The organism is Chitinophaga qingshengii (assembly GCF_014529935.1).
GTDB lineage: Bacteria > Bacteroidota > Bacteroidia > Chitinophagales > Chitinophagaceae > Chitinophaga > Chitinophaga qingshengii.
On record NZ_JACVFC010000001.1, the window covers coordinates 1,744,478 to 1,768,443 of the forward strand.

Sequence of the window (23,966 nt, forward strand, 5' to 3'; positions counted from 1 at the left end):
TGAAAATACAGTTTTTCCAAAGGTACCGGCTACTGGTTTCCATGGATGGTAGTATTCAATGATTTGGTTATTTCCCTCCATCTTTCCCTGTTTTTTTTCAATGAAGATGATGATACGGGAGATGATCACCTGTTGTTGAATTTATCGGGGAGATGATTGAATTAAGTTGATCCGCTGACGCGGATGACCAACATTTGCACGGTCAACAAAAGACATCAGTACTATGATTGTACGCTCCCTTCGTCAACCGCTATGGATATTATTTTTCGTTCTGTTTGCCGGGCAACAGGCTATCGCACAGGTGGATACGATCAGTCCACAACACCATCCCCTGCATACCAGCTGGCTGCAACCCGGCCTGCGGCAGTACCTGGTTTATTTCCAGTTTCCCGACAAGCCTAAACTACTCAATTTCTCTTTATGGATGCGGGAAGTCATTAAAAACCAGGATGTATTTGAAGTGAAACAAACGTGGTATAACGCAGACACCAACTATTTCAAAACTTTTTATTCCATCAACCGGGCCAGCGATTTTTCGCCGTTGTATCATTCCGAAACCGGTCATAACGGGCAGAAAGCCTATGATTGGTCAGCTACCGGCGTGAAAGCCGCAGATACGGTAGCCTTCAATAAAGCGGCTCCTTACCAGCTGGATTTCGACGGTCCCAATTACAACTGGCACCTCGATATAGAGACCTTTGAAATGTTGCCGCTGGCCGCCGGCAAAACTTTTTACATCCGGTTTTACGATGCTGGTCTGGACCCGCCGGCTTATGTCAAATACACCGTTACCGGCAGCGAACTGCTTACCACACTGGATAACAGGCAGGTAGACTGCTGGATGCTGCAGATCACCGGCAAAGCGCCACAGGGCTTCGACTATGTACAAACGTTCTGGATCAGCAAAGCCGGACATGAGTTCCTGAAGGAAGTTGACAGTTACAACGGTGTTTTCCGTTACAAGATAAAATTACCCGGACTCACCCCCAACTTACCCGAAGTACTCCGGCAAGTAGTCTTCAGCCGTTCACCGATAAAATTACCGGTTTCACCGAGGAGGTGATGCATTCAGCTGAAAAATCCTGTTTTCGGGTGTTACTTCCCGCTAATTTTGTATCATCAAAAGCAGGTATTATGAACAAAGTAACCGAAATGAAAGCTATCCGGCAGGTCAACGACGAAATTTACCGGTCGTTTGAGACGCTGGATTTCAAAGGGGCTGCCGTTCATCTTACAGAAGACTGCGACTATATCACTTTTAACGGCACGCACCTGAAGGGGCGGGAAGCATATGTGAGTTCCCACGAACAACTGATGAACAATTTTATGTTCCGCGGCGCCAGGCTGGAGGGAGAGATAGACCAAATGCGGTTTTTAAACGACCGTACCGCTGTGGTGATTGCCCGTGGCGCTATCCGCTTCCGCTGGCAGAAGAAAGCGCCTGAAAGCCGGCAATCCATTAATACTACGCTGTGGATCAAAAACAGTGAGGACCAATGGCAGATGGCTGCATTTCACAACTGCAGGATCAAAAAACCCGGCTTGCTGCAAACGCTGATGAACATGATTAGCGCTGATTCCGCTGATTCGCGGAGATAGCCAATAACTTATTGCATAGATGGCCGAAGATGCCCATCAGTTAGCCCCAAAAAAGCATTATGTTTGCTGAACTTTTCCAGGAAACATAATGCTTTTACTTTTTGCTTTTGCCGCTTTGCTGATGGTGCTCACGCCGGGGCCTAACATGATATATCTTGTTACCAGATCGGTAACCCAGGGCCGGAGGGCGGCCATGATTTCCCTGCTGGGCGTAGCCTGCGGCCTGCTGTTTCATATCACGCTGGTATCTTTTGGCCTGACCAGCATCCTGATGGCCATCCCATATGCTTATACTACCCTGAAGACAATTGGTGTGCTTTACCTGTTGTATATGGCCTGGCAAGCCTTAAAACCCGGTGGACGGGCAGTATTTGAGAGTAGCAGTCAGCTGAAGCATGATACGCCGGTCCGTTTGTTCAGTATGGGATTATTTACCAGTGTCCTGAATCCCAAGATAGCTGTGTTTTACCTGTCTCTTTTTCCCCAGTTCATCAAACCGGACCATGGTCCGGTGCTGCTACAGAGTCTCACCCTGGGCTTTATACAGTTGACAATCAGCTTTACAGTCAACAGCCTGATTATCTTTTCTGCCGCGCGGGTAACGCGCTGGTTCAGTGCCAACCCTGGCTGGGCGCGTGCCCAGAAATGGCTCATGGGCAGCGTTTTCGCGGGACTGGCACTGAAGATGGCGCTGGATAAAGGCAAATAGCCTAATCAATAAAACTTTTCTGGTCAGTTGGTTTGCCGCTTTCCACATGGCGGGAAGGAGCAAAATAATCGTAATAATACAGGTGGGCCTGCTCATACAGTTCCAGCTGCGGTTTCAGGCGTTCGATATATTGTTCGAAGTTCCGGGAGGCAGGTTGTGTCCACGCGGCTTCCGCCAGGGCGGAAATACGGGGGAATAACAGGAAATCCAGCCGTTTGGGATTGGAGATAGTTTCGGACCACAGGCAAGCCTGTACGCCGAGTACCTGTTTCTCATGACCGCTCACTGCCGGGATATTGGCAGCAGAAAAATTATACACCGATTTCAGGGTATTATACTCCCCTACCTTCCAGCGGCGGCCGATTTTATGCGTGCTGTCTTGTACAAAATCGAAATAAAAAGGCAGACGCGGACAGAGCACTACCTCATAGCCCTTATCCAAAGCCATTTTCAGCGCCTCCGGTTTATCATGGCGCCACCAGCATACGATGGTTTTGCTGACCGGCAAAGTGGCGGTGGCTATTTCATCCCAGGCCATTACTTTATTGCGCAGACTGAATACGGTATCGGCCATACGCTGAAAGAAATAATCCTCTACCTGTTTCCGGTCGCTGAGACCTTTCGCCTTCATGAGCCTGATGACACCGCTATCGCTATCCCAGGCTTTGTTCCCAAAAGACACTTCATCGCCGCCCAGGTGGATCATGCCGGCAGGAAACAGGGTGGCTGTTTCCCGCAGGATGTCAGCCAGGTACTGGTAGGTACCTTCTTTACCGGGATTAAACGTAAAGGAAGGGTATTTTTCCGTGCCGCCACCGTCGAAAGCCGGATAGGCTCTGTTGGCCGCGCTGGCATGACCGGGCATATCTATCTCCGGGATCACTTCAATGAAACGTTCTTTTGCATAGGCCACGATTTCGCGGATATCGTCCTGGGTATAGAAGGCTGCCGGCGCTTTCGGGTCGGTATGGTTACCGATACCGCCTACCGTGGTGAGCAGCGGGTATTTTTTGATTTCCAGCCGCCAGCCCGGCGCATCCGTCAGGTGCCAGTGAAAGCGGTTTAGTTTGTAAAACGCCATCCAGTCCAGGATGGTTTTTACTTTCGCTTTGCCAAAGAAAAAACGGGATTCATCGAGCATAAAACCGCGCCATGCATAACGGGGCGCATCGGTGATGTTCCAGCAGGGTACCCGGCGGGAAGTGCCGGTAGGCACCGTGTTTTCCGCCAGCTGCAGCAAAGTATTGATACCGTTGAAGATACCTTCCGGATGCGATGCAGTAATCACAGCGCCCGCTTTGTTCATCCTAAGCGTGTAGGCGTCGGGGTTATTGTCCCCCTTACCGCGTTCCAGGGTAATGACAGTTGCCTTTTTACCCGGACGGCCTTTTTCCGCTTGCGCAATACTAAAGCGGTGTTCCAGTTCTTTGCTGAGGTAAGTAGCCAGGGAGCTAAGTGCAGCGTCTTTGGCAACGATCACCACTTCGTCGTTGAGTATCATTTCACCGTTGGCACGGGAAGACTGCTCCGGCAGCGGAATAACAGGACAGGTCTGTTGCGCAGATAACGACTGGCAACAGACCCACATCAGGATACTTAAAAAAATCGGCTTCATTGTTCGGTTGATAATTTCGGGATGATAGTTTCGGAATGATCAACGCACAAGATACAGTTTTGCCTATATTTTCCTAAATACCACGATCCCATTGTGGCCGCCGAAGCCAAAAGTATTGCTGACAGCCACTTTCACGTCTTTTTCCATCGCCGTTTTTAATACAATCTGCAGGCTGGCAGGAATGGCAGGGTCTAATACGGTGGTATTGATCGTAGGTGGTATGATACCATCGGTGATGCTTTTGATACAGGCGATCGCTTCAATAGCGCCGGCAGCGCCCAGCAGGTGGCCTGTCATGGATTTGGTGGCGCTGATATGCAGATGGTCCGGCGCCGTGCCAAACAAGCGGGTAATTGCCGCGATTTCGCTCAGGTCGCCCACCGGGGTAGAAGTAGCGTGCGCATTGAGGTAATCCACCTGTTGCGGATTCAGTTCCGCTTCCTGCAACGCGCTTTTCATAGCCTGGAAGGCGCCGAGTCCTTCCGGGTGGGTGGCGGTCATATGGTAAGCATCAGCCGTCATCGCAGCACCGGCAACTTCTGCGTAGATATGTGCGCCACGGGCTTTGGCGTGTTCATATTCTTCCAGCACGAGCGCAGCGGCGCCTTCGCCCATAACGAAGCCATCGCGGTCCGTATCAAAAGGGCGGGAAGCCGTTGCCGGATCATCGTTGCGCACAGACATCGCTTTCATGGCGCAGAAACCGCCGACGGAAGCCGGTGTGATGGGCGCTTCCGAGCCGCCGGTGATCATTACTTTCGCTTTACCGAGGCGGATATAATTAAGCGCATCCATGATCGCCGTATTGGATGTAGCGCAGGCCGATACAGTGGTGTAGTTGATGCCCATCAGTCCGTATTTGATGGAGATCATCCCCGACGCCATGTTGGTAATGAGGCGCGGTACAAAGTAGGGACTGAAGCGGGGGTTGTAATTGCCCGTAACGTATTCCGTCACTTGTTCCTCGAAGGTTTGCATGCCACCCTGGCCGGAGCCCCAGATAACGCCGGTATCAAAAGGGTCCATGGCAGAGAAGTCGATGCCCGCATCGCTGATGGCTTCCGCTGCCGCCGACAGTGCGTATTGTGTAAAAGGATCTGTTTTCCGTATTTCCGCTTTATCCAGCGCTGTTGCCGCGTCATAGCCTTTCAGTTCACAGGCGAACTTTGTCCGGAAGCGGGAAGCATCGAAGCGGGTGATGGTTGCTGCGCCGCTAGTCCCTGCCACCAGGTTGTTCCAGAAGGTGGCCACATTATTTCCCAATGGCGTAACAGCGCCCATACCAGTGATAACAACTCTTTTCATAGTGTCTTTTTTTATGATCGTAAGTCTTCCAGCAATTGCCGGCTGATGCGGTCAAAAGTATCCGTGCCCATGACTCTTGCCATCAGTAAGGAAGATTGAAGATTGGAGATAACGAGCAGCGCTCTGTCGCCCGCGCTGCCTTTAAAATGAAAGCGTTTGTGCTGGCGGCCGTTTTCCAGGCAATCGGTCACCCATTCCAGGATAGCTTCCGCCATATCGCTTACTTTTTCCTGCATGCCGGGTGTAAGTGTTTCGTAGTCGGGCGCCAGGGAACCCATCAGGCATACGTTGCCCGCGTAGCAATGCTTACGGAACACATCGAACAAACGCCCTAACTGCTCGTCTTCCGGCAGCGGCTTCCACTGTTGTACATTATGCCGAAAACGTTCCATTTCTCCGGCAACCACTGCCATGCCCAGGTCCGCTTTGGAGGGAAAATGATAATGTACCGCGGCATTTTTCACTTCCAGCGGATCGGCGATGTCTTTATAACTGAAGGCGTTGAATCCTTTTACGCGAATCAGTTTATCCGCCAGGGATACTATTTTGTCTTTCATGACCGTCATACGCTATCGGTTAAAACCGGCCGCAAAATACTTACTTACCAGTAAGTAAGCAAATATTTTAAAATAAATTTGGTGATTTAAAATGAATGCTTACCTTTGCAACCCCTGATCACAATATCAGTTGCCCAGATGGCGAAATTGGTAGACGCACTGTGTTCAGGTCGCAGCGCCTGCAAGGGTGTGCTGGTTCGAATCCAGTTCTGGGCACGTAAACAAAAAGGCTTATAAGTTATCTTATAAGCCTTTTTTATTTTTAGTCAATATAGTCGATGTATGATAAAGAATGCATAGCCTCCGGAGATCGAAATATATTCCTATCCTTAAAGCCAAAGCTTTGTTGTTCTTTCAGGGCAGCGATCAGTTTAACCTGCGCTTCCACCTCATTACCAACAATCGGCAGATCCATATTATCAAAAACAAATCCCCTATCGTTGGAAGCTACAATTAACGCAATGGTCTCTATGGGAGAATTATGCGCATGCTCTCCGTATTTTTTTTCGTTAGCAGTGATCCCCTTATAAATACTATCAAAGCGATAAATCAACTGATTAATACATAATTCCGGCAGTATATCATCGTTGTACTCCTCATATCGGCGCTCAAGGATGCTTTTGGGATTCATTATCTCCCCGCTATCTTCATCCATTTCAAAGGGAAAGGTTTTTTCAAAAACTGACTTAAATGTCTCCATCTGCATCTTATTGCTTTCCACTATCTCCCAGCAACAATTCCACATATCCTTTAGCAGATCATACTCTTCCCGGTACTCATCCGAATATCTTCCTAAAATTTCAAATGGATAAGCAGTGTTCCATAAATTCCAGAACAACACATTTTCCGCTAAAATATGCTGATAGTCGCTTTGTACTAAATTTTGATATTCTCTATAACTCATAACGGTGCGGCGTTTTACAGGAAAGTAAAGTTCGATGTTTTTTATTTGCTAATCATTTGGCCAGTATCTGTATTAGTCGTAATTTCGCGCCCGGATTGTCATAAATATTAGAACAGAAATGTGGGATAGATTCTACTTTAGAGTTATTGGTGTTTTCGTAGTACTGAATGCCGTATTATTATATTTCAAGGATTGGATGTTGGATAATGGCGTACACCACAACGTACTCCTCTTCGGAAACCTCGCACTGGCTGCACTTTCAGCGTTTACTTACAACATGAGCCGCAAAGGCGTTCAAGCAGAAAGTAATAGTGTTTTTATGCTCCGTGTATACGGCGCTATGATCAGCAGAATGATGCTTTGCCTCGCAGGCATCACTATCTATGCTGTTGCCAACAGAGCCAACACCAGCAGGTATACCATCTTCATACTGATGTTCTTCTACGCTGTATATTCAGTAGTGGAGAATGTTAGTCTGCAGAAGATTGCCCGCCAGGAAAAACAAAGCTAAATCTTCCAATAAAGATATTCCTATAAGGAGAGGGCCGGAACAATCCGGTCCTCTTTTCTGCATGAATATATTTACGGACCTTTGTATCGCTAAAAGCAAAGGAATGAACGATCTGCATTGTGTTTATAACGTTCTCCATTTTATTGAAGCGAATGCTGATCAGCCTGTTTCCATTAAACAGCTGGAAGCCCTTTCACATTACTCCTACCGGAATATTCAACGGATTTTTAAATATACCTGCGGAGAAACCATCGGTGCCTATCAGAAAAGGCTGAGGGTAGAAAATGCATATAAACTGATGCTTTATACCACAGAAAATATTACGGCTATCGCCCTGAAAGTAGGATTTGCCAATCTGGCTTCTTTCTCCAAAGCATTCAAACAACATTTTCACTGTTCCCCTAAGGAGGCAAAGTCAAACAAAACACTATTATTCAGCGAAGCCAGTATCACCCCAATTGCATCCGGCATTATACTACAGCCCGATATCGTTTACCTGCCGCCTGTCCGGGTATATTACGAAAGTGCTTTTATTCCCTATGAAAACAATAACATTGAATTATTATGGCAGCGGTTCCTGAGGCATGACTTTTCCCGTACAGACATCACTTACTTTGGTGTGATAGCGGATGAACCCTTAATCAGGGAAGAACTTAATTGCCGCTACGACGCCTGTGCCTCCATACAGGCAAAGGATAAGGAACTACCCTCCAAAATGATACTGGGCGGCCGTTATGCGCGGTTTATACACACCGGCACTTATGAGACAATAGAAGAAACATATACCAATATTTACGCAGGCTGGATACTGGGATCTGCCCTGGAGTTCGGTCATACGCCGGTTATTGAAAGATATATCAAACATCCTGATAATACAGAAACGGAAGCAGCACAAGTGACCGAGATATTACTACCGATTAGCTAAGATTGTCAATTTTGGACAACATTTCACTGGAGCGTTGGTCTAGTTTTGGGGTATGACAAAACAAGACAAACACCATTTAATCATGCGTAAAATGACAAACCTACTGCTGTTTTTACCCGCATTATTATCGTCCTGCGGCAAAGAAATATCACCGGATCCTGGTCCGGCTCCGGCAGATACAGCCATTCAGTACACCATGCCGGAGGAATCCGCTCCTCATGAAGGTACCTGGCTCCAATGGCCCCACCAGTACCAATATGGCGTTACTTACAGGAACCGCCTCGATGCCACCTGGATAGCGATGACCAAAGAACTGCAGCAGGGAGAAAAAGTACATATTATCGCTTACGATCCCGCCGAGCAGGAAAGAATTACTGCGCTGCTAAATGATAATAATATCTCCCTAAACAATATTGATTTTAATATATATCCAACCGATGACGTATGGGCAAGAGACAACGGCCCTATCTTCGTCAAAGACAAAAACGGCCAATTATTCATTGAAGATTGGGGATTTAATGGTTGGGGACGAAAAGCAGATTATACCAACTGCAATAGTATCCCTTCCAAAATTGCCGCCGCCCAACATACGGCAGCCATCAACCTCAATGACGTAATGGTCAATGAAGGAGGCAGTGTGGAAATCGACGGGAAAGGTGTGTTAATGGCTTGCAAAAGCTCCATATTAAACAGGAACCGGAATCCCGGCATGACACAACAACAAGCGGAAGCCATATTTACCCAATACCTCGGCATCACCAAATTCATATGGCTGGAAGGTAAAGCAGGACTGGATATCACAGATATGCACATCGATGGATTTGCCAGATTCGCCAATGCTTCCACGGTCATCACTATGGACAAAGAGGATCTTTTATACTGGCAGGTGCCCCAGGATGATATCAATCGTTTATATGCAGCTACCAATAAAGCTGCCCTTCCCTATAAATTTGTAAAAGTGCCCCTCACACAAAATGATGTAGTAACCACCTACGGTAAAAACCTGGGCAAAGCATCCTACATCAACTATTACATTGCCAATAACAGCGTGCTGGTACCTGTCTATAATGACCCTCATGATGCAGCAGCGATCAACATTATTCAACAACTGTATCCGGATAAAAAAGTAGTCGGCATCGACTGTCGTAACCTCTTTGCCAATGGCGGTATGGTACACTGTGTAACACAACAGCAACCGCGGTAATACTTCCGGGGGTTATAGGTTTGTCTTACAGATAACCCTATAACTCCTGCGTTTACCAGATAATAATAGCTTTTCACCAATTTTGCGGCAATCCATTATTCTTTTTTATTATCCTTGTAATACCGGACCTGATCACACCCGCGCTAACCTCCTTTAACCCGCACTACACCTCCCTCATTTGTGTTTCCTCAATTTTTTAAACCACAAGATTATGAAAAGAAAATTGCTTATCCCTTTTGTACTGCCCGCACTGTGCTGCATCCTGTTTTTTAACGCCTGTATTAAATACCCGCCTATTACACCAGATAATAATGTGCCCAACGACCGGCTGCTGAAAACATGGCAGCTTACCTCCAATGAGATACCCACCAACACCTACCAATTTTATTACAATAACAAAAAACTGGTGGATTCCATCGTGCTTAGCCAGGGCATTAACTTCTTCACCTATCGTGTACATCGCAAACACAATGGTCAGATTGATAGTGTGGTAGCCACCGAATATCTGAATAAAGGCAGTGGTCACGTTTATTTTGTAGCCAGGAATTACCAGTACAGCAATGGATTAATCACCCACTATGATTACCATGTGTACGACAATTTTGGCAACCACGATGTAATGCTGTTTGACATTAGCCACGAACAGCAAAAAATGACTATCAGATACAACACTATTGCACACGAATTTACTTTTAATGACAAGCAGGATGTAGTCAGGATGAGAGACAACGGCGACCGTCCGTTCAACGGCACCTTCAGTTATAATACAGGTATTAATCCGTTGTTCTATGCAAGAGATCTCTATGCCATCATTACAGACCTGGCTACCTATAACTATGAATACCTGCTTTCAAAACACAACACCGTTAAGAAAAACTATAACGATGGTTATTCCGTGAATTATACCCATATATATGACGACAAGGGCAGGCTCACCAGGAGCGACTTTAAAGATGTAAGACATTTTGGTACCCAGTCATTTAGTTATACCTATTATTAAGCGTGTAGTACAGGTTCGGGAAATAAAACGGGCATCTCCGGAATGGAGACGCCCGTTTGGTGTTTAGTACGTTATGCAGCCACAGTGGCATTACAAATGTTGAGCACTCCAGTACTCACGCCAATAGTCGCCAGCGGTATTATAGCGCTTGGCTTTACCAGGGGTACTATAGGGGTAATCCAGTATATTCTCCTCCAATCTTTCCAACAGAATGCCTTCATAAGAAGCATATGGCCCTTCAAACACCAGCATCATTTGAGTCATATAAGAACGCATCGACCGGCTGCTGGTTTTTGCCACCACATAACTATCCATGAGGCTTATCTCCCATTCAATTTGTTTCTCAGGGAAACCTGCTTTTTTTAATAACGCTGGCAGGCGGCCAAGGAACTCCTCCCAGGTTCCTCCTATTGTTTTTCCCCGGCACACCACCGTCAACAATGAAGGTTCATGTACGTACATCACCAGTAGCTTTCCTGAGAAGCCGGTATTGAGTAAGGTAGCGTACCAGCTATGCAAAAGCTGGCCTTCAGCCCCTTTTGAAACATATTGTACAGTTTTCAACCGTGATGTATTCAACAATTTCTGAACTGCATGAAAAATAACAGGCATATATTTTCAATGTGAATATTAAAGAACATCTGATGCATATAAAAGTAGTACTAAGTATGGTACTTTGCTAATCTTCATCCCGCCGCAGCTTGTTTATCTCCCCCTTAAATCTTAGTTTAGCCATGAATTATTATTCGTATCGAAAAAATCAACCAGTAAATCCTGACCCATTGCCGGCGATAGCAGTGTTATACATATTAAGATGATGGCAGATTACACCTTCTATGCTGATGAAGAGCTGGTTCAACGGATGGCCGCTGACGATCACAACGCCTTTACTGAAATTTATAACCGGTATTGGAAACGCCTGTATACCTTAGCTTATGCCCGGCTACATTCCCGTGAACTGGCAGAAGATGTAGTACAGGATGTGCTTACCGGCCTGTGGCAACGCAGAAACCAGGCGATCATCCGGTCTTTGCCCGCCTATCTTGCCGCCGCCAACCGCTACGCCATATTTACCCAACTATCCAAAAATGCCCGGGTAACCACCATGGAAGACCTTTCCGAAGCACAACAGGCTGTTACCGATGAAACAGCTCAACTACATTTTCTGCAGCAGTCCATGAACAACCAACTGCAACAACTACCCGAAAAATGCCGCATCGTATTTGACTACAGCCGCAATGCCGGTCTTACCAACCGGGAAATAGCCGCCACGCTGCAGATCTCCGAAAAAGCGGTGGAGAAACATATTTCCAAAGCATTACAGCGGTTGCGTATGCAGTTCCGGAACTACTTCCATGCAATATTTCTGTATTAAAAATTTTTTTCTGCCCGAGGTAGGGTAAGACCCTTTTTTCCATACTTATATTTATAACACCTGTAAATGCTATAGCGAATGGACCAAAAAGAGCTGGCGATACTATCGGAGAAATACCTCGCCGGCACAGCCAGCGAAGCGGAAACAGACCGGTTACTGCAGTGGTATAATGCCTACGATGAACAGGAACTCACCGTGCATATACAGGCTGCAGCAGCGGAAACAGAAAGCAGTTTGCAGGCCCGGATGTATCAGCGCCTGCATCAGGCAACCCACCCGGCAGCGCGTAAACCAGTGCTCCGGATGCGGGACTGGTATGGAAAAGCAGCCGCTGCTGTATTAATCCTCCTGATGGCCGGTGGTGGGTACTATTTTTTTACCCGGCCACGGAAAAGCGTGCCCCTGGCGGCGGCAGCGCCTTCCACGGTACAACCCGGCAGTAACAAGGCTACCCTTACGCTCGCCGATGGGACGGTCATCAACCTCGACAGCATCGGTACCGGACCGGTAGAACTACAGGGCGTAAAAGCAGTCAAGACCCAACAGGGGCAGATCGTGTATAAAGACAACGGTAACGCCGCCGTTCACAATAACGTGCTGCGAACGCCCAGGGGTGGACAGTTCAGGGTGACGCTCCCGGATGGCACTAATGTATGGCTCAACGCCGCTTCTTCCATCAGCTATCCTACCGCATTTACCGGCAAAAGCAGGAATGTGTCTGTTACCGGTGAGGCGTACTTTGAAGTAGCGGCCGATGCCGTGCGTCCTTTTGAAGTCACCATGAACGATATCAGCATATTGGTATTGGGAACACATTTTAATATCAATGCCTACGAAGACGAACCGACCATTAACACCACCCTGCTGGAAGGTGCGGTGCTGGTAAAAACACCCGGCGCCATGAAACACCTGGAACCCGGGCAGCAAGCCAGGGTAAAGCCCGGCAGCGATCGTATCGAATGGCTGAAACATGCAGATGTGAACAGCAGCATCGCCTGGAAAAATGGTTATTTTTCTTTTGATGATGCAGACATTCCCACTGTTATGCGGCAACTGGCCCGGTGGTACAACATCGAAGTGTCCTATGCCGGTAATGTACCGGAAGGGACCTTCACCGGGGAAATCGGCAGGAACCTGACACAAAGCCAGCTGATGAAAATATTAACACAGGCGAGGATTAATTATAAACAGGAAGAAGGAAGAAAACTTGTTATCTATCCTTAGCCCGAAGTTATTGCAGACAATCTATAACCAACCATTGATAACATCCGGGAAGATAACCGGGGAAACCGTTTAACCAGGGCCGGGGCAAATACCCGGACGATAGCTATCCAATAACACATGTTATGAAATGCATGAGGTCCACCGGACTCGGGGAACTTATGTTTCATCCATAAAAAAACCCGGTGTCAAGATTGGCGTCCGCACCAGGTTTTGATTTGTTGGTTAACCCTTTTTACGGAAAGCTTCCTGCTGCCCTCTACAGGGCGGATGGGAAACATTTGTCAACCAAAAACCAATCTAAGGTATGAAAATTAATGTTGTTCGCAACAAACACAAAACGTTTGCATCAGCCGCAGGCCATATCCCTCCGGCATGTACAGCCAAAATCTGGAGAACAATGAAATTAACCGCACTTTTATTAACGGTGGCTGCACTGCACATTTATGCCGCCGGCAACTCACAGAACGTAAGCGTTTCCTGCCGGAACATGCCACTACAGCAGGTATTCAGCGTTATCAAACAACAAACGGGATTCGTGTTTTTTTACCGTAACCAGGACCTGTCCGATATACGCCCTATCTCCGCAGATGTACACGAACTGCCGCTAAAAACAGCCCTGGCGAAGATTCTCCAGGACAAACCACTGGTCTTCGATATCGAAGGCAATACCATCGTCATTTCCCGGAAACTGACACCGGCCGAAAATAAACCAGCGCAGCCGGATCTGTTTCCTCCTGACGATATCACCGGCAGGATAGTGGACAAACAAGGTAGCGCCTTGCCCGGTGTAACCATCCGGCTCAAAGGCACCAATGTGGCCGCTGTCACGGACCAAGCCGGTATTTTCGTACTGCACAATGCCGACGCCAGAGGAGAACTGCTCATCTCCTGTGTCGGATTTGAGCCGCAGACCATCGCGCTCAAAGGCAAAACCAAACTGGATATACAGCTCAATCCCAAAGTGGATGAGCTGAACCAGTATGTGGTGGTAGGTTACGGCAGCACCAAAAGAAAAGACCTTACCGGTTCTGTCGCTTCCGTCAATGTGGAAGAAGTTAAAAACGTTCCCTTTGCCAGTATCGACCAGGCGCTGTCCGGAAAGGCTGCCGGCGTACAGGTAACCCAGGCCGACGGCTCCCCCGGCGGCGTGGCTAAAATCCGTATCCGCGGCGGTACTTCGCTGCTGGGCGGCAACGACCCGCTGTATATCATCGATGGCGTGCAGGTCACCATTCAAAACCGGTATCTTCAAAACCAGGCGGAAGTAGTGAATCCTATCGAAAGGGCGGGCAGTGATGATCCCAATAATTCGGTAGGCGGATCTTTTGGCCGCGGTCTCAACAGCCTGGCAGGCCTCAATATCAGCGATATCGAAAGCATCGATATCCTCAAAGATGCTTCCGCGACGGCCATCTATGGCTCCAAAGCGGCTAACGGCGTTATCATCATCACCACCAAAAAAGGAAAACTCAATCAGAAGCCTGTACTGGAAGCCAACTACTACGCCGGTGTCAGTCAACCTATCCGGGAAAAACTGCTGAATGCAGAACAATATGTAACCCTGTTACAGGAAGCCGCCCGGAATAAAAATGCCGCCAGAGCTGCTGCCGGTCAAAGTCCTGACGCCAAGGCCACCAAAATACTCAACGATCCCCAAAGCCTGGGAACGGCCAATACAGACTGGTTGAAGCTGGTCCTGCGTAACGCGATAGCGCACAATGCCGACATCTCTGTACGCGGCGGCGGATCAGGTTCCCGGTACTATACCTCCCTCGCCTACACGAAACAGGAAGGTGTACTGAAAAGAACCGACTTCTCCCGTATTTCCGGTAAAATCAGCCTGGACAACGAAATTACCAACCGTTTCCGTATCATTACCAATCTCGATTACGGTTTCACAAAAAACAGTATCACCAACGGTATTTACCCCGCCGCCTTGTACGCCCCTCCTACCCTCCCGGCCTATAATCCCGATGGCACGCCTTACCAGTTCCTCGCATCACAGATCGGCGGCTACGACTACCAGGGCTTCCAGAATCCGCTGGTATTGCTGGATGGCATCAATACCGGCAAAACCGCGTCCCTGATAGGTTCTCTTTCCGGTGATTATGATATCATGAAAGAGCTGAAATTCAGAAGCACGTTATCTGTCAACTATAATAATTTCCATCAGCAGAACTATGTGCCCAGCACCGCTGTCATTGCCTCCGCCAGCGGCGTCAGCAATTCCAATGGTGGTACGGCATCACAGGGGCAAACGGAAGATGTAAACCTGTTCCTGGAAAATACCCTTACCTGGGAAAAACAATTCAACGAAAACCACCGGCTGACGCTCCTTGGCGGTACGTCCTGGCAGAAATACCGCTTTAATTCTTTTACCGCCAATGCCCAGGGCTTTCCGGACGATAAATACCTGAACAATATTTCTTCCGCCGCCATCACCCTCCCTGCCAGCGGCAGTTCCGGCCAGAATTCATTGCTCAGCTTTTACATGCGTGCCAACTATAACCTGAAAGAAAAATACCTGCTCACCTTCACCGGCCGCTCCGATGCGTCTTCCAAGTTCCCCGCCAATAACCGCGTAGGCTATTTCCCTTCCGGCGGCGCCGCCTGGCGCATTTCCGAAGAACCTTTTATGAAAAAGACGACCTGGATCACCGAGCTGAAACTTCGGGCCAGTGCGGGTTATACGGGTACCCAAAATTTCGGTGACCACCTCTATTACACCTTATACACACCAGGCTCCTACGGTGGCACTAACGCCCTCGTACCTACGCAGATGGGCAATAATAAAATCAAATGGGAGTCTACTTTACAGAAGGACCTGGGGTTGGACTTTGAACTATTTGGTTCCCGTCTCCGCGGTGTGATCGGGTACTATGAAAAAATTACCTCCGGCCTGTTGTTGTCCCAGCAGCTGGCACCCAGTTCTTCCTACAACAGCGTGATCGCCAATCTGGCTACCATCAGCAATAAAGGGCTGGAAATAGATCTCCGCTCAGATATCATCAAACAGAAAAACTTCCAATGGACAACATCCCTGAATCTCTCCGGTAACCGCTCACTGGTACAGGATATCAACAACGATTTTGCAGACCCCAACGATGCAGGAGCCACCTACCTGAACGCCAATGCGGTGGTACGCAAAGGAGAGCCACTGGGGCTTTTCTACGGCTACAAACAAACCGGCATTATCCGCGATCAGAAACAGCTGGACGAGTACAAACAAAAGTTCACGCTGGCTAAATACTTCGCGCCATACCTGAATATCGGCGATGCCATGTATGAAATCGGCAACGATGGATTTTATAAACGCGATGTGATAGGCAAAGCCCAGCCCCAGTTCTATGGCGGCATGACCAACACCTTCACCTTTAAAAACATCAGCCTGATCACCCTGTTTACTTTTTCTTATGGCGGTCAGATACTATACCTGGCAGATATCCAAAACCAAAACCTGGAGAGCTACGCCAACAGGGGCGTGAGAATACTGCAACGCTGGACACCGGAAAACCCCGGCGCCGACAGACCCCGGCTCCTGTTAGGTCAATATGGCGCCAATACCAGCAGCAGCGACGTTTACGACGCATCCTATGTGAAGCTGAAATCTGTCACCGTTACCTATCAGATACCGGCACGGGCGCTCACGAAAATGCATATACGCGATGCTTCTATCTATGCGTCTGCCACCAACCTGTTCACCATTACAAAGTATCCCGGTCCAGATCCGGAAGTCAGCAACAACCCCTACAGCCTGATCAACGGCAGCAACGATGTCAGCACCTTCCCTACGGTGAAGCAGTTTAACCTTGGTCTGCGTTTCGGATTCTAAAAACAATAAACCAGCTAATTACCATGAAAAGGATAAAATATACGATACTCGGTACTGTAGTCATGATGAGCATGGCCTGCAGAAAAGAACTGGGAAAATTACCGGAGAATGCCAAGGTAGAAGGCAACACCATCCTGGACCAGAGAACTTCTGAAATAGCGCTCAATGGTGTTTATTACCGGTTCGCAGCCGTCGACGCCGGCGATAACGTTACCAAATGGTTTGAACACCAGGTCCCTCCTGCTGCATTTGCCGGGTATTTAGGTTATGGGTATGGTGCAGACGATGCTGAAGTTAATAACAACTACGTCCGGTCCGGTTATGGAGAAAGCTACTGGACTTCTTCCTACCAACTCATCAACGCCGCCAATGGTGTTATCAAAGGCGTGACATCCCTGGATGATAAACTCTTTACCGGCAACCGTAAAAAACAGGTATTGGCCGAAGCTCGCTTCCTGCGGGCATATGCGCATTTTAAGCTATTGAGTTTTTATGGACAATGGTTTGACGTGAGCAGTCCCTATGGCGCCCTTATCCGCGAAGAATTTGTACAGGTAGACGCGTTACCTAAAGCCCGCAGTACCGTAAAAGACAGCTATGCAGCCATCTTTGCCGATGTAGACGACGCCATTGCCAATGCCCCTGCCGAAAACAAGCCCTGGTACGCTACCCGTTGGGCCGCGATGGCGCTGAAAATGCGTATACTGATGAGCCATGGGCAACCGGGAGATTATGAACAGGTAACCGCACTGGCAGATTCTATCATCCTGAACAGCCCATACAAACCCGAGCCGCAAACAAAAGACATCTTTTATACAAAAGGACTGAACAGTTCCGAAGTAATACTGGGTATCAAACCGCAGCAGAACCAGGAAAACTACTATTACGTACTGGGCCGCCAATACTGGCCGGGAGCCTCTGCGCTCTATGTAGCGAAAACAGCGCTGAAAGACCTGCTACAGCAAGATCCGCGTTCCGCCTGGATGATAGGCAGTGTAAACGCCCAATTACCGGACACCTATTATTTCCTGAAATATATCAAAGAGGGTACTACGCCTACCGTAACATCCGAAACCGCTTACGCCTTCCGGCTGACAGAAGTGTATTTGCTGAAAGCAGAAGCTATCATCCGCTCCGGTGGCAGCTTACAGGCAGCGCGTCAAATACTGAAAGACGTAATGGCCCGTGCCGGTGTAACCGATTATACCGCCGTGGATAACGCCACCTCTGTCAATGAAATGCTGAAACAGGTTTACCTGGAGATAGTCAGAAACCTGTTGGCAGAAGATGGCCAGGAATGGATGGCTTTATTACGGCTGCCACCATCCCTGATACAGGAGCTGCGGCCCACTGCCAACGATAAAATCAAATTTATTTTACCGATACCACATGCAGAATTCCTGAGCAATCCAGCTATCGGGTTGCAGAATCCGGGCTACGAAAAATAATTCACCGCAACACTTTCATAAAAACAAAATTTTCACATATGAAATACAATTGGGTTCCCTTCCTGCTGCTAGGTTTACCTGTAGTAGCACAATCAAAACAATCGTTTACGCTTAAAGGAGATATCAAAGGATTGCCTGACCGCTATCTGTATCTCAGTTATTCTGAAGACGCCGACCGGTACAGGACCGATAGCGTGATGGCCCACGGCGGAAAATTTACGTTCACAGGCGAACTATCGCAGCCCGTGCAGGCCAGTTTGTATATGGACAAAGAAAAAGCCATGTATGGCGAAGGCGATCTGGTATCATTCTTCATTGAAGCAGCGCCTTTGCAGGTAAAATCCGCTACCGGAAAACTGAAAGATGCCAAACTCATCGGATCTAAAGTGCAGCAGGAGCAGGATGCCCTGGAAGCGATGAAAGCACCGGTCATGAAAAAACTCAAACCATTATCGGCAGCTTATAATAAACTAAACAAGGAATACATAGCCGGCATGCGGGCAAAGAAATCCGAGGAGGCCCTGCAACCATTGAAAGATAAAATGGATAAGCTGAAAGAGCAGATGGAGCCACACTATGAGGCCATAGAGAAAATTGAAAAGATATTCATCGATAAATATCCCAACTCATATGTCAGTGCTCAAATACTGCGTTATCGGGTGAGCGGTATTCCCCTGCAGGAAGGCGAAGCGTATTATGCGCGTATGTCGCCCGAAATGCAACAGAGCAAAGACGGCATCGATATTAGAAAAACACTGGATGCACTGAAAGCCGGTTCACCGGGCAGCGTAGCACATGTTTTCACTAAAACGGACATCGATGGTAAAACACTGAACCTCTCCGATTTCAAAGGTAAATATGTAATGCTCGATTTCTGGGCCAGCTGGTGCGGTCCCTGCCGCAAAGGCAATCCACATCTGAAAGAGTTGTATGGCAAGTACAAGGACAAAGGGTTTGAAATCATCGGTATATCCGACGACGATTCCAACCACGAAGCCTGGAAAAAAGCCGTTACACAGGATGGTATCGGTATATGGCGGCATGTATTACGTGGTTTGGATTGGAACAAAAGAAAAAATAACCTGCCTAATCCGGAAGACATCAGTGATGATTACGGCATTCATTCCCTGCCGACTAAAATCCTGATAGATCCACAGGGGATGATCATTGGCCGGTATGGCGGCGGCGGAGAAGATGATGAAGCGATGAATAAAAAGCTGAAAGCGATATTTGGTGCGTAACACCATCATAACAGCCCGGGGGTTACTCCCGGGCTGTTTCTTTATATGCTTCCCTCCTTTTTGTTATTTTTACCAAAACGGACCTGCATGAAAACTTTTTTCAAAACATTATTTGCCTATAATCACCGTGTCAATCAACAACTGTGCGAAGTACTGATGGCCCATCCGGACCAATCATCCGAAAAAGCGCTGAAATTATATAATCATATACTCAATGGCCATCAGATCTGGAACAACAGGATAGCCGACCGCGGCCCTGTTTCCGGTATTTGGGATATACATACCCTGCAGGATTGCAAAGATCTTGACCGGTCCAACTATGTACACACGTTATCCATCATTGACCAGCTTGATATGAATGAGAACATCCATCATGCTAAGATCAAGGGAAAACCTTTTAACAAAAAAGTCAGTGAGATATTATTTCATATCGTGAATCATTCCACCTATCACCGGGCACAGATAGCGACGGAATTCAGGCAAAACGGATTAGAGCCGTTGATGACCGATTTTATTTTCATGGAGAATGAGTAGCCTTTTGAAAATTATCCAGTGAAAAATATTTCGTTTTCATGACTTCCCGTTTATTTTTGAAATGAATTATATCCTACACTTGTAGCATTACTTTTCTCAAAACGGAAAATCATTTAAAAGTTAAACGATCATGAAACCATTAGCTGTACCGGCATTTATGCTGATACTTTTCCTGTTCTCCTCCTGCAGGAAAGATCACAACAACAATGAACAACCTCAAAAAAAGCCTGCTGTTGAATTTATCAGCATGAAAGTGGATGGCGGCTTTTTTGTGGACTCACTGACAACCAAAAGTTTCTTTCAGCGATCCTCCGCAGCCAATTCCCTGCTGGAAATCGAAGGCATTGATACCGCCCGGGGAAAAGATTGGGCTAAAGTGCGGCTCTACGTGAGGATCAACCTGGGCGGGCATGAAATCAAAAAAGGAGTATATGATAAAGTGGCTTCCGGTATTGACAATTCCATAGACTGGCAAACTTATGCCGATGAAATAGTCCTGAAGGACGGTTACCGCGCTTCCGGTTCCAATCAGCGACATCCGGATGCTCCTTTCCGGATTGAGATCACCAGGGTTGATGATATTTTTGTGGAGGGCACATTCTACGGGAGAGCTTACGGTATAAAAGGTGAGAAGGAGGTTACGGAAGGTAAATTCAAAATTGCGAAGGAAAAAATAGAGAAGCTGAATTAATCAGGCTTAAACGAAAAAAACCGGTATTAGCGGCCTGCTAATACCGGTTTTACGTTTATTTAGGTAAAGTAATTTCCAGCAGTTTGATCGTATCATTTACACCCAATGCCGGGTGCGTAGAAAGAGGCATACTTGCGGATATCCGTCATATGTATAGTTTTTCGCTACATGAAAATTTGACGATTAAATCTGATAAAGATGCTCCTATTCCACCAATCCCAATGCTTTGAACAAGCGTTCATAAATAGCTTTTACCACCGCGTTTTTTTTACGGTTATAGGCACCCGCATCTTCCACTCCTATGGCGGCTTCGTATTTAATAGCCGCATAACGCTCCCGCTCCTCCGGATGCTGTCGCAGCCAGTTGCGAAACAGGATATGCCGCACCGCTTCCGGGCAATCCGGACTGAAAACATGCAGGTTCACCCGCGGATTCTCCTGCCGTAACATCCGGTGCTGGTACCAGGAAGGCTCTCTTACTTCCAGCCGGTAGCCGATAGCTTCCAGTGCCGGAACGTATAATGCTTCCTCCGAAGCATCTGCTACAATTACATCAATATCAATCACTGGTTTGGCCGGCAGCAGCGGTACGGCCGTAGACCCTACATGTTCTATACGCAGCGCTACAGGACCCAATGCCTGCTCAATATCGCCTTTCAGCTTTTCAAATAGTGCCGGCCAATGGGGATCATATGCTTCAATATGAATTTGCTCTTTAACTGGCACGCCGCTCACCCAGGGTATCTCATCAGGATCGGAATCCACCTGATGGATAATATCTTCCACAGTAAGCGAAGCGGGAATAAAATACAGGTTACGGTCAACAGACATCTCTTTTTTCGCTGCAAAATACAACATATAAAAACAAACCGGGGATGGCGCTGTTGCACAACGCCATCCCCGGATACAACCGATGATCTCTTTTAAATTTTCGTCAGGCTCACCTCCGTGGTTTGGGTAACGCCATTCGCGGCGCCTTCCAGCACAATCTTACCATTCACCGCACCGGCAAGTGCTTCTATCTGCAGATTGCCGCCCATCACGCTTACGTTAAAACCAGATGGCGCAGCAGCCACTCTTACTGTCACGTTGCGGGCAGTGCGTACCGGAATGTTGTACGTATTACCAGGCGTAAAAGAAAGACTGTTCTGGTTCACCCCTACATAAGCGCCGGTAGCTTTATTCAGCGGATTAGCGCGCATAAACTCCCACATATAGGTAATGATGTTATTCCAGTTGATGCCATGATCCGCTTCCGGAATGGAGTAAAACTCGATGTTACCATTACCGCCACCCCATTTGATGGGCAACAGCGTATAGTTACCGGCTACAATAGCCGTCTGACTCTTGATGCTGTCTTTCGGATAAAAACCGCCCAATACATCAGCCCATACCCGGATATTGTCCAGTGCGGCAGCATGATTAACGGTAGCGTCTTTCTGACCGTTAAAAGCGCGTACGGCGGTTGTTCTCACGGGCGCACTGAAATCGGTCAGTTTCATCTGTCCGGATACAGGACAGGCGGCAGCGAATACATCGCTCATCTCACGGGCCAGCACAAACGAAAAGATAGCGCCGCTGGAATGCCCGCAGGTGTAGATCCGGTTGGGATCTATAGTCGGTGTGGCGGCCTTAAAATACGCAATCATCGCTTTCACAAAAGGGATGTGCTTTTCGGAGAACTGCCAGTTGACCGCTCCCGGCTCTACGGTACCAGCCGGGAATACCGTAATCACATTGGCAGTATCAGCCAGGCGGTTGAGCGGGTCCTGGTTGGTCACGTTCAGGATCGGGTCCGGCGGCGCCTGCCCTGCGGTATAGGTATAACTGCCATGGAAATTAAATACGAGGGATATTGGTTTCTGTGGATTCAAAGAAACAGGCAGGTAGTATTTAAACACCCTTTGTACCATTTCGCCGGTAGGCATAGGTACGTCTAATACTATCCTGTTGATACCAGTCCGGAGCATGCCGTCAGGCCATTTATCAGGACCATCCGGATTAAAAAGTTCACCGGGAGGTACCTGCTCTTTCTGCTGTGGTGTGTATACACTGGTATCCTTTGTACAGGACAACAATCCTGCGGCAAAGGCCAGTACATAAATATATTTTTTCATGGACAAAGCTATTTGGTGTTTTTTGTCTTGACCGGCTTGGCTAACAGTCCTTGCGGTCTTAAAGAATATTCCCCGGCGCCGATAGCTGGGGGAGCGATCAGCGCTGCCCCTTGCTGCGGTTGCTGACGGATAATGTATTCCAGTATCCGGGCATAGTTAAAATGCGCAATACCATCTTCCCGGTTGGGTACATTATAGGCGGCATATTGCGCCAGCTTCGTCAGCACGGCCAATTGCGCGGCCGGCATGGTGGTGTTGTCATCACGCAACCTTACCATAAAGTCGAGATCGCCGCACAGTTCCTTATTACGGCTACCTGCCTGCAGGAACATACTATCTGCGAGTAGGCCTGCCCGTTGGTAGTCCTTTGTTTTCATCGCTTCTTCGAAACGGAGTTTGGACACCAGGTAAGCACGGCCTTCAAAAGCAGGTGCCTGCTGCAATACCGCGACATCACGCTCCCAGCGGTATAAGGCATACACTTGTTCGCCCACTTCTTCCTGACCATACAGGCGGCTGTATTTCTCCGGCTGGCGCAGCAACTCCTGGCTCAGCGGATGTTGCCGGTCTTTGATAAAACGGGTAAAGTATTCCCAGATCCTGGCGTTGCCAAGGTCCTGTCCTTTCAGGCTTATCAGCTGACGCAGTTTTTTATCTGCGGCATCGCGCTGATAAATACTGGAGAGGTAATAAGCCATGTTATACAGGAAGTCGGCGTCAGCGGCGCCCTGTTTCTCGCGTTCGTACAGGTATACGGAGTTTTTATCCTTGCTCAGCGCGGAAGCGCCGGTGAAAAGGAAGATGTCTTCATCCTGCCGGCTGGTGGAAAAATGCACGGCATTCTCTGTAGCCGGATCAATATAAACGAAAGTAGGATATACCTTCACTCCGTATTTACGGGCTAGTTCACTACCTTCCGGCGTCTCGGCATCAATTTTCAGGTTAATGAAATGACCGTTGTAAAAATCGCCGGTAGCGCGTGTTACAAACACCTCATCTGCCATCACCCTGCAGGGGCCGCACCATTGCGTGTAAAAATCTATGAAAATCAGTTTCTTCTCCTGCTTAGCCTGCTGCAGCGCTTCCTTCCAGCTGATATGGGAAAAACGAAGACCGTTGCCGGCATAGGCAGCCACTGAAAAAAACAGGGCTATTATGATCAGTATCTTTTTCAT

At 47.9% G+C, this 23,966-nt stretch carries 22 protein-coding genes and 1 tRNA gene; 15 read left to right on the plus strand and 8 right to left on the minus strand.

The features are described from left to right. The first annotated feature begins 223 nt into the window (after positions 1 to 223). The 3 genes from ICL07_RS06540 (at position 224) to ICL07_RS06550 (ending at position 2,308) form a co-directional block, all read left to right on the plus strand. Positions 224 to 1,063 (plus strand): DUF3108 domain-containing protein, encoded by an 840-nt coding sequence (locus tag ICL07_RS06540; RefSeq protein ID WP_188087115.1) that lies wholly within the window; start codon positions 224 to 226, stop codon positions 1,061 to 1,063. A 71-nt stretch (positions 1,064 to 1,134) separates the two neighbouring features. Further along, complete coding sequence (locus tag ICL07_RS06545) at positions 1,135 to 1,599, plus strand: SgcJ/EcaC family oxidoreductase (protein ID WP_188087116.1); 465 nt, start codon at positions 1,135 to 1,137, stop codon at positions 1,597 to 1,599. An 88-nt stretch (positions 1,600 to 1,687) separates the two neighbouring features. Then, positions 1,688 to 2,308, plus strand: coding sequence for a LysE family translocator (locus tag ICL07_RS06550; protein WP_188087117.1), 621 nt, complete (start codon positions 1,688 to 1,690; stop codon positions 2,306 to 2,308). Between the two features lies 1 nt (position 2,309). Here ICL07_RS06550 and ICL07_RS06555 read toward each other — a convergent pair whose 3' ends face one another. From ICL07_RS06555 to ICL07_RS06565, 3 genes are all read right to left on the minus strand, one after another. Continuing rightward, the gene (locus tag ICL07_RS06555) at positions 2,310 to 3,923 is read right to left on the minus strand and encodes a beta-N-acetylhexosaminidase (protein WP_188087118.1); all 1,614 of its coding nucleotides are present in this window, start codon (positions 3,921 to 3,923) and stop codon (positions 2,310 to 2,312) included. A gap of 63 nt (positions 3,924 to 3,986) precedes the next feature. Further along, entirely contained in the window at positions 3,987 to 5,228 is a 1,242-nt protein-coding gene (fabF, locus tag ICL07_RS06560) for a beta-ketoacyl-ACP synthase II (RefSeq protein ID WP_188087119.1), read from the minus strand. 11 nt (positions 5,229 to 5,239) lie between these two features. Then, complete coding sequence (locus ICL07_RS06565) at positions 5,240 to 5,794, minus strand: TetR/AcrR family transcriptional regulator (protein ID WP_188087120.1); 555 nt, start codon at positions 5,792 to 5,794, stop codon at positions 5,240 to 5,242. Positions 5,795 to 5,917: 123 nt separating this feature from the next. Between ICL07_RS06565 and ICL07_RS06570 the strand changes: the two genes are divergently transcribed. After that, positions 5,918 to 6,001, plus strand: a tRNA-Leu gene (locus tag ICL07_RS06570). Positions 6,002 to 6,047: 46 nt separating this feature from the next. Here the strand turns inward: ICL07_RS06570 and ICL07_RS06575 are convergent. Next, entirely contained in the window at positions 6,048 to 6,689 is a 642-nt protein-coding gene (locus ICL07_RS06575; RefSeq protein ID WP_188087121.1) for a hypothetical protein, read from the minus strand. 118 nt (positions 6,690 to 6,807) lie between these two features. Between ICL07_RS06575 and ICL07_RS06580 the strand changes: the two genes are divergently transcribed. From ICL07_RS06580 to ICL07_RS06595, 4 genes are all read left to right on the plus strand, one after another. Continuing rightward, on the plus strand, positions 6,808 to 7,200 hold the full coding sequence (locus ICL07_RS06580; RefSeq protein ID WP_188087122.1) for a hypothetical protein: 393 nt from the start codon (positions 6,808 to 6,810) through the stop codon (positions 7,198 to 7,200). A 103-nt stretch (positions 7,201 to 7,303) separates the two neighbouring features. After that, positions 7,304 to 8,125 carry an AraC family transcriptional regulator gene (locus tag ICL07_RS06585; protein WP_188087123.1) on the plus strand — a complete coding sequence of 274 codons (822 nt, stop codon included), beginning with the start codon at positions 7,304 to 7,306 and terminating at the stop codon, positions 8,123 to 8,125. Between the two features lie 91 nt (positions 8,126 to 8,216). Continuing rightward, positions 8,217 to 9,329 carry an agmatine deiminase family protein gene (locus tag ICL07_RS06590; protein WP_223151764.1) on the plus strand — a complete coding sequence of 371 codons (1,113 nt, stop codon included), beginning with the start codon at positions 8,217 to 8,219 and terminating at the stop codon, positions 9,327 to 9,329. A gap of 211 nt (positions 9,330 to 9,540) precedes the next feature. Beyond that, entirely contained in the window at positions 9,541 to 10,329 is a 789-nt protein-coding gene (locus tag ICL07_RS06595) for a hypothetical protein (protein ID WP_188087125.1), read from the plus strand. 90 nt (positions 10,330 to 10,419) lie between these two features. Here the strand turns inward: ICL07_RS06595 and ICL07_RS06600 are convergent, their stop codons facing one another. Next, complete coding sequence (locus tag ICL07_RS06600) at positions 10,420 to 10,941, minus strand: DUF6933 domain-containing protein (protein ID WP_188087126.1); 522 nt, start codon at positions 10,939 to 10,941, stop codon at positions 10,420 to 10,422. Between the two features lie 202 nt (positions 10,942 to 11,143). Between ICL07_RS06600 and ICL07_RS06605 the strand changes: the two genes are divergently transcribed. The 7 genes from ICL07_RS06605 (at position 11,144) to ICL07_RS06635 (ending at position 20,674) form a co-directional block, all read left to right on the plus strand. Further along, positions 11,144 to 11,704 carry an RNA polymerase sigma factor gene (locus ICL07_RS06605; RefSeq protein ID WP_188087127.1) on the plus strand — a complete coding sequence of 187 codons (561 nt, stop codon included), beginning with the start codon at positions 11,144 to 11,146 and terminating at the stop codon, positions 11,702 to 11,704. Between the two features lie 78 nt (positions 11,705 to 11,782). Further along, positions 11,783 to 12,928, plus strand: coding sequence for a FecR family protein (locus tag ICL07_RS06610; protein ID WP_188087128.1), 1,146 nt, complete (start codon positions 11,783 to 11,785; stop codon positions 12,926 to 12,928). Between the two features lie 397 nt (positions 12,929 to 13,325). Next, the gene (locus tag ICL07_RS06615; protein WP_188087129.1) at positions 13,326 to 16,760 is read left to right on the plus strand and encodes a TonB-dependent receptor; all 3,435 of its coding nucleotides are present in this window, start codon (positions 13,326 to 13,328) and stop codon (positions 16,758 to 16,760) included. A gap of 23 nt (positions 16,761 to 16,783) precedes the next feature. Beyond that, complete coding sequence (locus ICL07_RS06620; protein ID WP_188087130.1) at positions 16,784 to 18,208, plus strand: RagB/SusD family nutrient uptake outer membrane protein; 1,425 nt, start codon at positions 16,784 to 16,786, stop codon at positions 18,206 to 18,208. Positions 18,209 to 18,246: 38 nt separating this feature from the next. After that, positions 18,247 to 19,449, plus strand: coding sequence for a redoxin domain-containing protein (locus tag ICL07_RS06625; RefSeq protein WP_188087131.1), 1,203 nt, complete (start codon positions 18,247 to 18,249; stop codon positions 19,447 to 19,449). Positions 19,450 to 19,536: 87 nt separating this feature from the next. Next, positions 19,537 to 19,983 carry a DinB family protein gene (locus ICL07_RS06630; protein ID WP_188087132.1) on the plus strand — a complete coding sequence of 149 codons (447 nt, stop codon included), beginning with the start codon at positions 19,537 to 19,539 and terminating at the stop codon, positions 19,981 to 19,983. Positions 19,984 to 20,113: 130 nt separating this feature from the next. Then, positions 20,114 to 20,674 carry a hypothetical protein gene (locus tag ICL07_RS06635; RefSeq protein WP_188087133.1) on the plus strand — a complete coding sequence of 187 codons (561 nt, stop codon included), beginning with the start codon at positions 20,114 to 20,116 and terminating at the stop codon, positions 20,672 to 20,674. Between the two features lie 204 nt (positions 20,675 to 20,878). Here the strand turns inward: ICL07_RS06635 and ICL07_RS06640 are convergent, their stop codons facing one another. The 3 genes from ICL07_RS06640 to ICL07_RS06650 all read right to left on the minus strand — a co-directional run bounded on the left by ICL07_RS06640 (position 20,879) and on the right by ICL07_RS06650 (position 23,966). Beyond that, complete coding sequence (locus tag ICL07_RS06640) at positions 20,879 to 21,532, minus strand: GrpB family protein (protein ID WP_223151766.1); 654 nt, start codon at positions 21,530 to 21,532, stop codon at positions 20,879 to 20,881. Between the two features lie 65 nt (positions 21,533 to 21,597). Then, positions 21,598 to 22,791 carry a CE1 family esterase gene (locus ICL07_RS06645; protein WP_188087134.1) on the minus strand — a complete coding sequence of 398 codons (1,194 nt, stop codon included), beginning with the start codon at positions 22,789 to 22,791 and terminating at the stop codon, positions 21,598 to 21,600. A gap of 8 nt (positions 22,792 to 22,799) precedes the next feature. Next, entirely contained in the window at positions 22,800 to 23,966 is a 1,167-nt protein-coding gene (locus ICL07_RS06650; protein ID WP_188087135.1) for a thioredoxin family protein, read from the minus strand.